The sequence below is a fragment of the Streptomyces sp. NPDC002742 genome (assembly GCF_042888885.1).
Taxonomy (GTDB): domain Bacteria; phylum Actinomycetota; class Actinomycetes; order Streptomycetales; family Streptomycetaceae; genus Streptomyces.
The window spans coordinates 295896-310207 of sequence record NZ_JBIAQF010000008.1; the positions used below are offsets into that span (position 1 = coordinate 295896).

General features: G+C 72.3%; 14 protein-coding genes. 5 read left to right on the forward strand and 9 right to left on the reverse strand.

Going from position 1 to position 14312, the window contains the following annotated elements; translation table 11 throughout:
- Positions 1 to 38: 38 nt before the first annotated feature.
- From ACFYW8_RS17045 to ACFYW8_RS17055, 3 genes are all read right to left on the reverse strand, one after another.
- On the reverse strand, positions 39 to 437 hold the full coding sequence (locus ACFYW8_RS17045; protein WP_365880060.1) for a DUF3040 domain-containing protein: 399 nt from the start codon (positions 435 to 437) through the stop codon (positions 39 to 41).
- A gap of 274 nt (positions 438 to 711) precedes the next feature.
- Positions 712 to 1482 carry a methyltransferase gene (locus tag ACFYW8_RS17050; protein WP_389074866.1) on the reverse strand — a complete coding sequence of 257 codons (771 nt, stop codon included), beginning with the start codon at positions 1480 to 1482 and terminating at the stop codon, positions 712 to 714.
- A gap of 277 nt (positions 1483 to 1759) precedes the next feature.
- The gene (locus tag ACFYW8_RS17055; RefSeq protein ID WP_365880056.1) at positions 1760 to 2314 is read right to left on the reverse strand and encodes an SAV_6107 family HEPN domain-containing protein; all 555 of its coding nucleotides are present in this window, start codon (positions 2312 to 2314) and stop codon (positions 1760 to 1762) included.
- A gap of 150 nt (positions 2315 to 2464) precedes the next feature.
- On the opposite strand from ACFYW8_RS17055, the gene ACFYW8_RS17060 reads away from it, so the two are divergent.
- The 5 genes from ACFYW8_RS17060 to ACFYW8_RS17080 all read left to right on the forward strand — a co-directional run bounded on the left by ACFYW8_RS17060 (position 2465) and on the right by ACFYW8_RS17080 (position 9110).
- Entirely contained in the window at positions 2465 to 3502 is a 1038-nt protein-coding gene (locus ACFYW8_RS17060) for an ATP-binding cassette domain-containing protein (RefSeq protein ID WP_389074872.1), read from the forward strand.
- Complete coding sequence (locus tag ACFYW8_RS17065) at positions 3489 to 5573, forward strand: YhgE/Pip family protein (protein ID WP_389074877.1); 2085 nt, start codon at positions 3489 to 3491, stop codon at positions 5571 to 5573. The genes ACFYW8_RS17060 and ACFYW8_RS17065 overlap by 14 nt, the downstream gene beginning before the upstream one ends.
- Before the next feature lie 35 nt (positions 5574 to 5608).
- The gene (locus ACFYW8_RS17070) at positions 5609 to 6238 is read left to right on the forward strand and encodes a TetR/AcrR family transcriptional regulator (RefSeq protein WP_389074881.1); all 630 of its coding nucleotides are present in this window, start codon (positions 5609 to 5611) and stop codon (positions 6236 to 6238) included.
- A gap of 552 nt (positions 6239 to 6790) precedes the next feature.
- Positions 6791 to 7429 carry a DUF4126 domain-containing protein gene (locus ACFYW8_RS17075; RefSeq protein WP_389074885.1) on the forward strand — a complete coding sequence of 213 codons (639 nt, stop codon included), beginning with the start codon at positions 6791 to 6793 and terminating at the stop codon, positions 7427 to 7429.
- A 130-nt stretch (positions 7430 to 7559) separates the two neighbouring features.
- Complete coding sequence (locus ACFYW8_RS17080) at positions 7560 to 9110, forward strand: phytoene desaturase family protein (protein WP_389074889.1); 1551 nt, start codon at positions 7560 to 7562, stop codon at positions 9108 to 9110.
- A 162-nt stretch (positions 9111 to 9272) separates the two neighbouring features.
- On the opposite strand, the gene ACFYW8_RS17085 is transcribed toward ACFYW8_RS17080, so the two are convergent.
- From ACFYW8_RS17085 to ACFYW8_RS17110, 6 genes are all read right to left on the reverse strand, one after another.
- Positions 9273 to 10304, reverse strand: a complete 1032-nt coding sequence (locus tag ACFYW8_RS17085; RefSeq protein WP_389074893.1) for a hypothetical protein — start codon at positions 10302 to 10304, stop codon at positions 9273 to 9275.
- Positions 10305 to 10360: 56 nt separating this feature from the next.
- Positions 10361 to 11284, reverse strand: coding sequence for a methylenetetrahydrofolate reductase [NAD(P)H] (gene metF, locus ACFYW8_RS17090; protein WP_389074897.1), 924 nt, complete (start codon positions 11282 to 11284; stop codon positions 10361 to 10363).
- 168 nt (positions 11285 to 11452) lie between these two features.
- Entirely contained in the window at positions 11453 to 12112 is a 660-nt protein-coding gene (gene thiE / locus ACFYW8_RS17095; RefSeq protein ID WP_389074903.1) for a thiamine phosphate synthase, read from the reverse strand.
- A gap of 91 nt (positions 12113 to 12203) precedes the next feature.
- Positions 12204 to 12575, reverse strand: coding sequence for an Rv2175c family DNA-binding protein (locus ACFYW8_RS17100; protein WP_365880038.1), 372 nt, complete (start codon positions 12573 to 12575; stop codon positions 12204 to 12206).
- Positions 12576 to 12639: 64 nt separating this feature from the next.
- Complete coding sequence (locus ACFYW8_RS17105) at positions 12640 to 13878, reverse strand: NAD(P)/FAD-dependent oxidoreductase (RefSeq protein WP_389074910.1); 1239 nt, start codon at positions 13876 to 13878, stop codon at positions 12640 to 12642.
- A 32-nt stretch (positions 13879 to 13910) separates the two neighbouring features.
- On the reverse strand, positions 13911 to 14288 hold the full coding sequence (locus tag ACFYW8_RS17110; protein ID WP_365880034.1) for a hypothetical protein: 378 nt from the start codon (positions 14286 to 14288) through the stop codon (positions 13911 to 13913).
- Between the last annotated feature and the right edge of the window lie 24 nt (positions 14289 to 14312).

The following is a 14312-nucleotide window of genomic DNA, read 5'->3' on the forward strand; positions in this document are numbered from 1 at the left end:
CCCCTCACGCGTATGTCTGCGGCTGCGACGCCGGAGGCTCAGTTGCCGCCTTGTTCGTCGCGACGGCGCTGCCAGCGCTGTTCGATTCGATCCATCACGGAACGGCGTTGCCGGCCCTGCTGGCGGGCAGCGGGCGAACCCGACGCGGCCGGCTGTTCACCCGGCTTGGGAGCTTTGCGCCAACCGGTGACGGCGAGCGCCGCGCAGCCCAGCATGACGAGGAAGCCCACCACGCTCAGCCAGATCTGAATCGTGGCCATTCCAGCAATGAGGAGCGCGATACCCACCAAGAAGCCCGCGACCGCCTGGTAGACCCGTCGCCGGGTGTACGTACGCAGCCCGCTTCCCTCAAGCGCTGTCGCGAACTTGGGATCTTCGGCGTACAGCGCTCGCTCCATCTGCTCGAGCATTCGCTGCTCGTGCTCCGAGAGCGGCACGGAGTCCTCCTCATCGTGCAGTCGCCGGGGCGACCGGGGGTCCCCTTCAGGATAGGCAGGGAATCGCCCCCGTGAAACCCGCCCCTCTACGCCAATTCGCCAACCGGAACCCGTCATGGCACCCCGAAGCGCTGAGGCGTGCATTCCCCAGCGAACGGTCCGTCATGCCGGACGGTCTCCCCCGATCATACGGCGCCGAGCACTCGATCGGGTGGTCTGTGGCGTACTCCATCTGCTGCCGAGCCCCTGATCAGCGGCGCACCACGGGAGCAGCTCAGCCCCCGGCAGCCCCTCGGGACTCACCGAGCACATGCAGTTGTGTGGCCACGGAGTGGAACGCGGCGAGTTCGGCCGCCGCCGCCTCCAGCTTCAGCAGGGCCTCCAGGGCGCCCGGCTCGGTGTCCACCAGGACGCCGGGCACCAGGTCCGCGAAGACCCGTACACCGTGCACGGCCCCGACCCTCAGCCCGGCGCCCGCGACCAGGGAGGTGAGCTGCTCGGCGGTGAAACGGTGCGGAACAGGATCGCCCTCGCCCCAGCGTCCGTCCGGGTCGCCGAGGGCGTGCCGGGCCTCCTTGAAGTGCCCGGCGAGGGCGCGGGCCAGCACGGCTCCGCCCAGGCCCGCGGCGAGGAGGCTGAGCACGCCCTCGGGCCGCAGCGCGTCCACCACGTTGCGGACGCCCTCGGCCGGGTCGTCGACGTACTCCAGGACACCGTGGCACAGCACCGCGTCGTAGCGGCCGCGCTCGACCACGTCGAACAGGCCGTGCGCGTCGCCCTGGACACCCCGCACGCGGTCGGCGACGCCGGCCTCGGCCGCGCGGCGCTCCAGCGCGAACAACGCGTTCGGGCTGGGGTCGACGACGGTGACACGGTGGCCGAGTCGGGCCACGGGCACGGCGAAGTTGCCGCTGCCGCCGCCCGTGTCCAGTACGTCGAGCGACTCGCGGCCGGCGGTCTTGACCCGGCGGTCCAGGGCGTCCTTGAGGACTTCCCAGACGACGGCGGTACGGAGAGAAGCGCGGGGGCGCATCGGGTCCGACACGGCAGTTGACTCCTCGGCGCGGCACCGCCTCTTGAACGGCGGAGCGATCTTCGAGCCTCCCGACAGGGAGGCAGCAGGAGTCTCCACCCTATTGCCTCCGCCGCCGCGGCTGATCCCCGTCTCACGTGCGGCGGATCGTGTGATGAGCGTGCGCCGTACCGTGCGACGAATGGGTGCCGTGCGGCGCGACGAGCGGGTGCCGGATCGCGCGGCGAGGGGGTGCCCGGCGGACGTCGAGCCGTTGTCGGCCCTGCGCTTCGCCCGAGGCTCCTCACGGTCAGCCCGCGTCCGGAACCCCCCTGTCCACCCGGTCCAGGTCCCCTTCCGGCCGAGGCTGGGGCAGGACGGGTTGCAGCACCAGCATCCGCTCGACGAGGCGCAGGAACATGGCGACGTCGCGTATCAGGTCGTCGGCGTCGCGGATGGTGGCCGCTCCCTGGATGCCCGCCTCCGCGCGGGCACGGCGGGTGGCACCGGAGGCGAACAGCGCGCTCCACTCGGTCAGTTCGGGCGCGATCTCCGGGAGCACTTCCCAGGCGCTGCGGATACGGGCCCTGCGCCGGGACGAGGGCTCCGGGCGGGCTCGCGCGGCGAGGACGGCGGCGGCGGTGCGCAGCGCGGCCAAATGGGCCGTCGCGTACCGCTCGTTGGAGGTTTCCAGAGCCGTCGCCTCGTCGAGTCCGGCGCGGGCCTGGGAGAGCAGGTCGAGGGCGGCGGGCGGGGCCGTGGCCCGGCGGAGCACGGGGTGCACGTCGCCCGCCGGTCCGGTCGGTGAGGGGGCAGGGCCGGTGGCGCGGCGCCGACGGGCGGCGGCTGCGGATGAGTTGGCCATGACGAACCTCCTGTCGTCGTGTGACGGCACTGTGGCCGTATGTGCCCATCGTGCGGTATGCCACTGACAATCCGTTCTGACCTGCACTTTTGCTTCGATCGAAGGTTCGAGATAGTTTTTGCACTGACCAGTCAGTTCAAAAGCAGTTCGATGGTGTTCAGGGATGGGGGAGCTGTGGACGGTCCGCACGGACTGGGCGTCACGGCCGAGGACTTCGGACTCAAGGGGCCACGCGGGTGGGCGTTCCGCGGGGTTCGCCTCGACGCGGAGCCCGGATCACTCATAGCGGTCGAGGGGCCGTCGGGGTCCGGCCGCACGTGCCTGCTGCTCGCCCTCACGGGCCGGATGAAGGCCACCGAGGGGACGGCGGCCGTGGGTTCGTGGAGGCTGCCGAAGCAGCTGGCCGCGGTTCGCCGGGCGAGCGCGCTCGCCCACGTGCCCGGGGTCACGGACCTCGACCCCGCCCTGACCGTCGGGGAACACCTGCGGGAACGGGCGCTGCTGCAGCGGCGGTTCGGGGGTTCACTGCGCGCCCTGCTGCGGCCTCGCGGCGAGCGGGTGAGCGAGACCGAGCTGCGGATCGGCGCCGCGTTGACCGCCTCCGGACTCGACCCCGAGACGCTGCCCAAGGGGCCGAGAACGGCCGTACGTGATCTGGAACGGCTCGAAGCGCTGCGGCTGTCCCTCGCGTTGGCGCTGATCGGCCGGCCACGGCTGCTCGGAGTCGACGACACCGACCTCAAGCTCTCGGACGCCGAACGGTCCGAGGTCTGGGCCCTATTGGCCTCCGTCACCGAGTCGGGCACCACGGTCGTGGCGGTGTGCAGCGAGGCCCCCGAGGGCGCCGTCGTCGTGGCCACCGCACCCTTCGGCACGTCGAAGTCCGCCGACGGAGAGGGATCCGACGGCACCCGCGCGACCGGAGCCGGAGCCGGTGCCGGAGCCGGTGCCGGTGCCGGAGCCGGTGCCCGAGGAGGAGGCGGGAGCACCGCCGAGATCACCGGCAACGCCGTAGTTGCCGCCGAGGCCGACACCGACGCCACCGCGGATGCCGCCGCCATCGCCGACGCCGACGCCGAAACGGACGCCGACGCCGACGCCGACAGCGACAGCGACAGCGACAGCGACAGCGACAGCGACAGCGACAGCGAGAACAACGACAGGGAGGCGGCCGATGCGCTCGCCTGAATTGGCCCTTCTCGAACTCCGTCGCTTCGGCCGGGGCAAGCTACCGCGTGCCGCGCTGGTCGCGCTCCTGCTGCTGCCCCTGCTGTACGGCGCCCTCTACCTGTGGTCGTTCTGGGACCCGTACGGCCGTCTCGACCGCATCCCCGTGGCGCTGGTGAACGACGACAAGGGGGCGACGGCCGACGGCCGGAAGGTCGCGGTCGGGGACACCATCACCAAGGGGCTGCGGGACAGCGACACCTTCGAGTGGCACGAGGTGAGTTCCGCCGAGGCCCACCGGGGCGTGGAGGACGGCACGTACTACCTCTCACTGACCATGCCGGGCGACTTCAGCAAGAGGATCGCGTCCAGTTCCGGGGCGTCACCCGAGACGAGTGCGCTCCAGGTGAGGACCAACGACGCGAACAACTACATCGTCGGGCAGATCTCCCGCTCGGTCTTCAGCGAGGTGCGGACGGCCGCGTCCACGAAGGCCTCCCGTTCCTTCCTCGACAGGATCTTCGTCTCGTTCTCGGACATCCACGGGAAGACCGTGCGGGCCGCCGAGGGCGCCGACGAGCTCAACGGCGGCATCGGCAAGGCGAAGAAGGGCTCCAAGGACCTCGCGGACGGTCTGGAGGAGGCCAAGAAGGGCAGCGGAAGGCTCTCCGGAGGCCTGCGGAAGCTCAACACGGGCGCGGGCGACCTGGAGGACGGTTCACGCCAGGTCGCGGACGGCACCCGGGCGCTGGCCGGCAAGGTCAACGGGGTCGCGGACAAGGTGGGCCCGTTCCTGAAGGACAACGAGAAGTCGATCGGCGACACCGCCCGGCTGGTCGCCGACTCGGCCGCGGGTATCCGCCACAACCTCGACACCCTGGTGAAGACGGCTCCGGCCGCGGCCAAGGGCGCGCGCACCGCGTCCGACGCGCTGAACGCCGTCCACCGGGCACGGTGCGAGACCCTGCCGGTTCCCGACGCGGCGTGTCCCGAGCTGGCGAAGGCCGCTGAGGCGGCCGCGGACGTCGTCAAGGTCACCGACGACGTGAACGCGCTGATCGACGACCAGGACGGCGATCTCGACAGGCTGGACAAGAGCCTGGCGACACTGGAGAAGCAGGCACAGGCCCTCGCCGATCGCTCGCCGCATCTCTCCGAGGACCTCGACGACGCAGTCTCCAAGATCAACAAGTTGAACGACGGGGCCTCCGCGGTCGCCAAGGGCGCGCGGCGGCTGCACTCCGGTATCGGCACCGTCAGGACCGGCGCGGCGGACCTCGACAAGGGCGTCGGCCGGCTGAGGACCGGCGCGAGCGATCTCGACGGAGGCCTGTACAAGCTCGTCGGCGGTTCCGGGAAGCTGGCGGGCGGACTGCACGACGGCGCCGGGCGGATCCCCGACTACGACAAGCCCGACCGCGACCTGCGCACCCAGGTCATGGCCGACCCGGTGCAGATGGCCTCCAGGGACCTGCACAAGGCGCCCAACTACGGCACGGGATTCGCCCCGTACTTCATTCCGCTGTCCCTGTGGGTCGGCGCGATGGTGGCGTACATGCTGATCCAGCCGCTGAACCGGCGCGCGCTCGCGGCGGGCGCCTCGGCCTGGCGCATCGCGCTGGCGGGCTGGCTGCCGGTGGCCGCCGTCGGCGTGCTCCAGACGGCCGCCCTGATGGCGGTGCTGCACTGGGCGATCGGCCTCCAGATGGTACGGGCGGCCGGAACGGTCGGCTTCCTGTTCCTGGTGACGGGCTGCTTCGCGGCGATCGTGCAGTGGCTGAACGCGCGCTTCGGAGCGGCGGGCCGGATCCTCGTCCTGGCCTTCCTCATGCTCCAGCTGACGTCGGCGGGCGGCACCTACCCCGTCCAGACCAGTCCGGCCTTCTTCAACGCGATCCACCCCTTCCTGCCGATGAGTTACGTCGTCGAGGCCCTCCGCAGGCTCATCACCGGCGGCGGCCTGGAGCCGGTACGGACGGCGTGCGTCGTACTGACGGCCTTCACCGTGGGCGCCCTCGCGCTCACCGCCCTGACGGCACGCCGCAAGCAGGTGTGGACCCTCGACCGGCTGCATCCGGAGCTGAGCCTGTGACCGCGCGCGCGGATGCTCCTGTGACAATCGGAGCCATGGAAAGCAGCAGCACCACGGCGGGCGGCGGCGGCCGCCGCGAGGCGACCCGGCAGAAGCTCTACGAGGCGGCCGTCACCCTGATCGCCGAACAGGGTTTCTCCGCCACCACGGTGGACGAGATCGCCGAGCGGGCCGGGGTCGCGAAGGGCACGGTCTACTACAACTTCGCGAGCAAATCGGTCCTCTTCGAAGAGTTGCTGCGGCACGGCGTGGGGCTCCTGACCGCCTCGCTGCGGGAGGCGGCGGAGAAGACCGACCGGGACGGCGGCAGCAGGGTCGACGCGCTGGACGCGATGATCCGGGCCGGGCTCGTCTTCATCAACCGCTATCCGGCGTTCACCCAGCTGTACGTGGCGGAGCTGTGGCGCACCAACCGGGCCTGGCAGTCCACCCTCATGGTGGTACGGCAGCAGGCGGTGGCGGTCGTCGAGGGCGTTCTGCGCGACGCGGTGGCGGGCGGTGAGCTCAGCGACGAGATCGACATTCCGCTGACGGCGGCGGCACTGGTCGGGATGGTCCTGGTGGCCGCCCTGGACTGGCAGGCCTTCCAGCCGGAGCGCTCCCTGGACGACGTCCACGCGGCGCTGTCCCGGCTCCTCCAGGGTCGCGTGAGCGGCCGCCGCTGAGCCGGGGGTCCCACCGGACGAGGGCCCGCGCCCGAGAACCACCCGCTCGCCGGCCCTCGTCCGCCTGCCCGGGCGCCGGTCCGGCGAAGCCGAGCTCCGCGGGCCACTCGCCGTGTCCGCCGACGCCGGACGGGAAGCGACACGCGTCGCTCCGAAGCACCGCGTGTGCGCGCCGCGCGCCGCGCACACGAAAGCGCCGGTACGGACGGCCGCGTCCCCCGCGGGCCGTCCGTACCGGCGCTTCGTCGTGCTCCCCCGTACCCCAGTACCCCCGTACCCCCCGTTGGGCCCCCGTTCGGTCGTCCCCCGGGTTCCCCCGTGTCTCGCTCCCGCCGAGCGGGTCGGCGGAAGGAGCGGCCAAGGGCGCGAGTTCCGTTCCGCCGCCCCGTGTCGGCGGTGCCGGAGCCGCGCCCCTTTCCGTGTCTCCACTCTCTCGTTCGCGCAGGTCGGACCCATCCGTGCGCCTACTCATCTCACCCTGTAGGTACGGATACTCAGGCATACGCGCTCAGACCCAGGACGCCCCGCCGCCCACTGGTTACGATCGCCTCCGTGTCCGTACTCCCCCTGGTCTTCACCAGCGGCTGGGCCAGCGGCATCAACGCCTACGCGGTGGTGCTGCTCCTCGGCCTCTTCGGCGCGACCGGGCTGAGCGACGACGTCCCGGAGTCCCTGCAACGCCCTGAGATCCTGGTCACAGTCGGTGTCCTCTTCCTCTGCGAGGCCGTCGCCGACAAGATCCCGTACGTCGATTCGGTGTGGGACGCCGCGCACACCGTGATCCGGCCGGCGGCGGGGGCGTGGGTCGGGGCACTGCTCGCCGGACAGAGCGGCTCGGTCTCGGATCTGGCGGCGGCCCTGGTCGGCGGTTCGACGGCGCTGGCGAGCCACACGGTCAAGGCGGGGACACGGATGGCGATCAACACCTCGCCGGAGCCGTTCAGCAACTTCGTGATGAGCACCGCCGAGGATCTCGGGGTCGCGGGTCTCCTCACCCTCGCGATGTTCCATCCCGTGGCCGCCGCGGTCATCGTCGGTGTCCTGCTGTTCGGCGGACTCGTGGTGCTCTGCTTCCTCGTCTCGCGGATCAGACGGTTCCTGCGCCGCCGGGCACGGCGCCGGGAGGAGCGGCGGACCGCGTCGGCGGCGGGGCAGCCGCCGGGCCGGGCGCCGTGGGCGGACCCCGACTGACCGCGACTGACCGCGACGGGCCGCCGCGGAAGGGCCGGGCGGCGGGCGGAGCCGCGACGCGGCCGAGCCGGAACCACCCCGCCGGGCCCGCGGGACGGGACTGTCGGTGGGGGCCGATAAAGTCGCCGGCATGGGACGGATTGCGGTGATCGGCGCCGGGATGGGCGCGATGGCGGCCGCCGCCCGGCTGGCCGTCGCGGGCCACCGGGTGGTGGTGTACGAGCGGACGGAGACGTACGGCGGCGCGGTGCGCCGCTTCGAGCGGGACGGCTTCGCCTTCGACACGGGCCCGGGGCTGCTGCCGGTGCCCGCGGTCTTTCGCGACCTGTTCGTCAAGACGGGAAAGCGGCCCCTGGAGGAGTGCGTCGAGCTGGTGCAGGTCGACCCGTCCACCGAGCACGTCTTCGCCGACGGCACGCGGGTGTCCCTGCCGAACGCATCGCGGGCGGGCGTGGTCACCGCGCTGGACGAGGCGCTCGGCGGAGACGCGGGAGCACGCTGGGGCGACTTCCTGGTGCGGGCCCGCGAGGCCTGGGACCGCGCGCGCAGACCGCTCCTGGAAGAGCCGCTGTGGCCCAACTGGGCGGTGCTGGCCGATCGCGAACCGTATCCCTCGGTGCCGCACAAGAAGCTGCTGCGCACCCGGCGCGCCGGCACCCTGGCCGAGGTCGGCGCCTGGGAGCTGCGCGACGCGCGTCTGACGGCTCTCCTGGAGAGCCACGCCCTGGTGTACGGGCTGGACCCCCGCGTCACCCCGGCGAGCGCCGCCGTACTGCCGTACATGGAGCACGCCTTCGGCACCTGGTACGTGCGCGGCGGCATCCGGGAGCTGGCGCGCGCCGTGTACGAGCGGTGCCTGGAGCGCGGGGTCGAGTTCCGTTTCACCACCTCCGTCGAGCGGATCGTCGAGAAGGACGGCCGGGTCGTCGGTGTGGAGCTCTCCGGGGGCGGCTCCGAGTCCCCCGTCCCCGAGGGCACCCCCGGGACCCGCGGACCGGGGGGCGGCACGTTCGCGGAGGCGGACTTCGTGGTCGCGGGCGTGGCGCCGGGCGTCCTGGGCGCCCTCCTTCCCGGAGCGGCGCTCCGGAGCGGTGACGAGGTCCCGCCGCAGCCCGGGGCGTCCAGCCGGCTGACCGTGCTGCTCGCGCTGCGCGGCGGACGGCCCGGCGGGGCGGCGCATCGGACGGTGGTCCACACCGTCGACCGCGACGGCGAGCTGGACCGGCTCTTCGGCGAGCGTCCCGGGGTGCCCGCGGCGCCCACCGTCGTGGTGTCACGCCCCGACGACCCGGCGCTGGTCCCGGACGCGGAGCACGAGGCGGTCGTACTGACCGTCACGGTGCCGTCGGGCGCTCAGGTGTCCGAGGCGGACGTGGAGCGGGTCCTCGTCGCCGCCGAGCGCTCCCTGCCGGGTCTGCGCGACCGGCTCCTTTGGCACGAGGTCCGTACCCCGGCCGACATCGCGGCGGCGACGGGTGCGGAGGGCGGCGCGGTCCCCGCCCCGGCGCTCGCGGCGGCGGACGGCCGTCTGCTGCACCCTTCGAACAGCACGCGGATCCCCGGGCTCTTCGCGGCCGGGGGCTGGGCGCACCCCGGCGGCGGTCTGCCGCACGCGGGCATGTCGGGCGCGCTGGTGGCCGGGCTGATCGTGGAAGGACCGGAGTTCCAGGGCTCGCGGTGAACGGTCCGGCGGGCGGGAACGGCGGGCCGGGACACGGCCAGGCGGCAGGGCGCGACGCTCCGGTGGCGGCTGAGGCTCCGGTACGACGGGCAGCGGTACGGCGGCCGTGACTCCGGGTACGGGGCAGCGGTGCGGGGAGACCCTCAGCCGCTGTCCGGTCGGTCAGTAGCGGTACTGCTCGTCGAACCCGGCGTTGCCGTTGTTGCCCTGACCGTTGCCCTGGTACGGGTACTGCTGCTGCTCGGGCGGGAGTTCGGCGCCGTACTCGTCGGTGCGCTGCTGCGGCACCCAGACGCCGCCGGCCGGGGTCTCGCCGCCGTACGTGCCGGTGGCGTACTGGTCCTGGCCGTAGTTCTGCTGTTGCTGCTGGTACTGCTGGTCGCCACCGTTGTAGGCGGTGTTGTCGTACGAGGCGCCCGTGTAGCTCTGCTGGCCGATGTACGGGTCCGAGTAGGCGGCGTACTGCTGCTGGCTGTTGTCGTAGCCGTACTGCTGCTGTTGCTGTTGCTGGTCGTAACCCGTGTAGCCGTCGTACGCGTAGGCCTGCTGGCCCTGGTCGCCCGCCGCGTAGGCCTGCTGGTCCTGGGCCGTGGCGTAGGCCTGCTGGTCCTGGGACGGGGACGCGCCGGCGTAGGACTGGTCGGTGGCGGCGTAGCCGGCGGCGTTGTAGACACCGTAGGAGCCGGTGTCCTCGGGCAGGGGCTGCGGTTCGTACACCGAGGTGGACTCGGCGGCCGTGGGCTCGGCCGGCTCCGGGGGCATGAACCGGTCGGACGGGGCGGGTGTGAACACGTCGTCCTCGGCGGCGGCGTACTGGTCCTCGCGCCGGTAGGCCGCCTCCTCGACCTCGTCGAGGTCCGCGCCCTCGAGCGCCGGGTCGCCGCTCTCCGGGTCCTCCGGCTCGCCGCGGCGGCGCTTGCTGAGCTTGGCCGGCACGGAGGGGCCGTTGATGGCCCAGCCCTGCGCGAAGCCCTGGCGGAACGAAAGCGTCACGTACGTCTGGCCGACCGTGAAGGCGGCCGCGCCCAGGCCGATGACCGGAATCGAGTGCATCAGGACGCCGAGGACCACACCGAGGAAGCCGACGAACGCGAGCAGCCGGAAGCGCAGCCGCGCCTTGTACTGCAACAGCACCTCGCCGAGCAGCCACAACGCGACAATGCCGAATGCCAGATAGAGGACCGTCAAGCCCATGTACGCCCCTCTCCCAGTGGCCGCTACGCAGTGTGTCGTACGTGGGTGCGACCGGTCTAGGCCTGCTGCGGGTGGTGCAGGCCCAGATTCTCGTAGATTTCCAGCGTCGCCGTGGAGTTGTTCAGCGTGATGAAGTGCAGTCCGGGGACTCCCTCGGCCAGCAGCCTCGCACAGAACTCCGTCGCGAACTCGATCCCAATGGAGCGTACAGCCGCCGGATCGTCTTCGACTGTGAGGATCCGCTCTTTCAGGACGTCCGGGAACGAAGCGTTCGAGAGTTTGGGCAGCCGTTCCAACATCTTCACACTTGTCACTGGCATGACTTCCGGGATGACCGGCGTCGCGCAGCCCGCCGCGTCGACGCGGTCACGCAGGCGGAGGTAGGACTCCGGCTGGAAGAACATCTGCGTGATCGCGTAGTCGGCGCCGGCGCGGCACTTGTCGACGAAGTGGGAGACGTCCAGGTCCCACGCGGCGGACCGGGGGTGCATCTCCGGGAAGGCCGCGACCCCGACGCAGAAATCGCCGGATTCCTTGATGAGACGCACGAGTTCGGCCGCGTAGGTCAGACCCTTGGGGTGGGGGACCCACTCGCCCATGGGGTCGCCGGGCGGGTCCCCGCGCACGGCGAGCATGTTGCGGATGCCGGCGTCCGCGTACTGCCCGATGATGTTGCGCAGTTCCGCGATGGAGTGGTTGACCGCGGTGAGGTGCGCTACCGGGGTGAGGGTCGTGTCGAGGACGATCTGCTCGGTCTCCTTGACCGTGCCGGCCCGCGTGGAGCCACCGGCTCCGTAGGTCACGGAGACGAAGTCGGGCGCCACGGCCTCGACCCGCCGCAGGGCGTTCCACAGGTTCCGCTCGCCCTTGGGGGTCTTCGGCGCCGAGAACTCGAAGGAAAAGGTCTGTTTGCCGGTCGCGAGCATGTCGCGCACGGTGCGTGCGCGATCAGTCCTGGTGGAAGCAGATCCGAGGGCCATACTCGCAGGTTAGCCAGAGGGCGTCGGCCCCCCAACCGAACCGCTGGCATTTGTCCGATCTGTCGATTTCTTGTCCACCCCTCGGACACGCGCGGACACGCACGGGCACCCCTGGACAGCCTTGGGCAGCGGCCCTGCCGCGAGGCTCCGTGCGGGCGGCCGCCGCGTCTACGCCCCGCGCAGCCGCTTCGCGAACTCCGCCGCCGCCGCGCCCGGGTCGTCCGCCTCGGTGATCGCCCGTACGACGACGACGCGGCGGGCGCCCGCTTCGAGCACCTCGTCGAGCCGGCCGAGGTCGATGCCGCCGATCGCGAACCAGGGGCGGTCCGTGCCGAGCGCGGCCGTGGCGCGGACCAGGTCCAGACCGGGTGCGTGCCGGCCGGGCTTGGTGGGGGTGGGCCAGCATGGGCCGGTGCAGAAGTAGTCCACGCCCTCCTGGACCGCGGCGGCCGCGGCCTCGTTCGCGGCGTGCGTGGAACGGCCGATGAGCACCTCGTCACCGAGGATCGCGCGGGCCGCGGGAACCGGGAGGTCCCCCTGGCCCAGGTGCAGTACGTCGGCGCGGACGGCGTGCGCCACGTCCGCCCGGTCGTTGACCGCGAGGAGCTTGCCGTGCCGGGCGCAGGCGTCCGCGAAGACCCGGAGGTGTTCCAGTTCCTCCCCCGCCTCCATGCCCTTGTCGCGCAGCTGCACGATGTCGACGCCGCCCGCCAGGACCGCGTCGAGGAACCCGGCGAGGTCGCCCTGCCGCCTGCGGGCGTCCGTGCACAGGTAGACGCGGGCGTCGGCGAGCCGGCCCTGTCTGGTCGTGGCGGCGTTCTCGGGCATTCGTGGATCCCCCGTTGGTCGGTGCGCGGGGAGTGCGGCGGCCGGGATGGTCCCGCCGCCGCGCTCCCCGTGCCGGACGGTCGCGTTCAGGTCAGACGGCGAGCGCCTGGGCGCGGCGCTTCACCTCCGTGCCGCGATTCTCGCTCAGAGCCTGCGCGGGGGTGCCGGGCAGGCTCGGGTCGGGGGTGAAGAGCCACTCGAGGGCCTCTTCGTCGGAGAAGCCGTCGTCCCTCAGGAGCGTCAGGGTGCCGGCCAGGCCCTTGACGACCTTCTGCTCGTCCGCGTCGATGAAGTCGGCGGGGACGTGCAGCGCGCGGTTCTCACCACGGCGTACGGCGATCAGCTGGCCGTCCTTGACCAGCTGCCGGACGCGCGTCACCTCGATGCCGAACTGTTCGGCAATATCGGGGAGGGTGAGCCAGGCGGGGACGAGAGCATCGATCTTTGCGTCAATCTCGGTCACGGGACAAGCCTGCCATCCCGGACCGACAGTCGGAAGCCAAGGGCGTCCGACCTGGGGTGACGGATCAGGCCGTGGCGCCCTTCAGCGGCCTCGACGGGTCCGCGAGCAGCTCCGGATCCATGAGGGCGCCCGCCTCGATGAGCCGGCGGCCCTGGGCGAGATCCCTCGGGCGGCCCACCGCCAGGAGGGCGACCAGACGGGTCTCGCGGAGCCAGCACACCGACCAGGAGGCACCCGAGGGGTCGCCGCGCCACGCCAGGGTGTCGTCGGGCGCGTGGTGGCCGACGTACTGCACGAAGCGGCCGAACTGCTCGGACCAGAAGTACGGCACGGGGTCGTAGGCGGCGGGCGCCTCTCCGACGATGTTCAGGGCGACCGTGCGGGGGCCCTGGAGGGCGTTGTCCCAGTGGTGGACGAGGAGCCGGTCCTCGTAGCGTCCCGACGGGAAGGAGGCGCAGTCGCCGACCGCGTAGACGTCCGGCAGGGAGGTGCGCAGGTGGTCGTCGGCGACGATCTCGCGGTGGGCGCCGAGTTCGATGCCGGAGCCGGCGATCCAGGCGGTCGCGGGCCGCGCCCCGATCCCGACCACGACGGCGCCCGCGGGCACCCGGGAGCCGTCGTCCAGGATCACCGCGCCCGGCTCGATGCGCTGCACGCGCGCGTGGGTGCGCAGCGTGGCCCCGCTGTCCGCGTACCAGGCGGCCATCGGGGCGGCCACCTCGGCGGGCAGGGCGCCGGCGAGCGGCCGGTCGGCGGCCTCGACGACGGTGACCGCGCAGCCCGCCTCGCGGGCGGCCGTGGCGAACTCGGCGCCGATCCAGCCCGCGCCGACCACCACGATGTCGTGCTGCCGGGTGAGAACGGGACGCAGCCGGTCGGCGTCGTCCAGGGTGCGCAGCAGATGCACTCCGGGCACGCCTTCGGCGCCGGGCAGCTGGATCGGTTCGGCGCCGGTGGCGACGACCAGGACGTCGTACGGGACGGGCCCCGCGGCCGTGTCCAGTTCGTGGTCGCCGGGGCGCACGCCGAGCGCCTCGCGGCCGAGCCACAGGTCGATGTCCAGTGCCTCGAAGTCGATGTCGAAGGCGGAGCCCTCGGCCTTGCCCAGCAGGACGGCCTTGGACAGCGGCGGCCGGTCGTACGGCTGATGCGGCTCAGCGCCGATCAGCGTGACGGTGCCCCTGAAACCCTGCTCGCGCAGGGCGACCGCGGTCTGCACCCCGGCCATGCCCGCGCCCACCACGACGACCCGCCGTGCCGTGGGCCCCTGCGACTGAGACCGTGCCTGCGTCTGCTCACTCACCTGATCACCATAGACACCTGACCGTTCGTCAGTCAGCGGACGTGCTCGGTGACCTGTTCCACACGGCTCGTCTCGCGCAGCTCTTCCACCACGCTCGTCCCCGCGCCCTTCCGCGACTCCCACGTCCAGGTCTCCTCCAGCCGCACGCGTCCGTCGGGCAGTTCCACGACGAGGGACACGCAGTGGCCCGAGGCGGTGGTCCCGTCGCGCTTGAGCTGTACGTACCGGAAGTCGAGGCGGTCGCCCTCACGGGTGCCCACGAGGTGCCCGCGGACGATGTCGCCGCCCGCGTAGTCGGCCCAGACCGTGCCGTCCCGCTCGTGGTAGGCGAACCGGGTGCGGGTGCCGACCTGGCCCGGCGCCTGGTCGGCGACGGGGGCGAGGACGAGGCCGTCGAGCGGTCGTGCCATGGGCGGAGGCTCCCTTACTGAGAC

Bases quoted from the DNA above. Each gene is read 5' to 3' on its own strand.
- ACFYW8_RS17055 (WP_365880056.1), bottom strand. From the start codon at position 2,314: ATGGCCAACTCATCCGCAGCCGCCGCCCGTCGGCGCCGCGCCACCGGC.
- ACFYW8_RS17060 (WP_389074872.1), top strand. From the start codon at position 2,465: ATGGTGTTCAGGGATGGGGGAGCTGTGGACGGTCCGCACGGACTGGGC.
- ACFYW8_RS17065 (WP_389074877.1), top strand. From the start codon at position 3,489: ATGCGCTCGCCTGAATTGGCCCTTCTCGAACTCCGTCGCTTCGGCCGG.
- ACFYW8_RS17070 (WP_389074881.1), top strand. From the start codon at position 5,609: ATGGAAAGCAGCAGCACCACGGCGGGCGGCGGCGGCCGCCGCGAGGCG.
- ACFYW8_RS17080 (WP_389074889.1), top strand. From the start codon at position 7,560: ATGGGACGGATTGCGGTGATCGGCGCCGGGATGGGCGCGATGGCGGCC.
- ACFYW8_RS17085 (WP_389074893.1), bottom strand. From the start codon at position 10,304: ATGGGCTTGACGGTCCTCTATCTGGCATTCGGCATTGTCGCGTTGTGG.
- metF (WP_389074897.1), bottom strand. From the start codon at position 11,284: ATGGCCCTCGGATCTGCTTCCACCAGGACTGATCGCGCACGCACCGTG.
- thiE (WP_389074903.1), bottom strand. From the start codon at position 12,112: ATGCCCGAGAACGCCGCCACGACCAGACAGGGCCGGCTCGCCGACGCC.
- ACFYW8_RS17110 (WP_365880034.1), bottom strand. From the start codon at position 14,288: ATGGCACGACCGCTCGACGGCCTCGTCCTCGCCCCCGTCGCCGACCAG.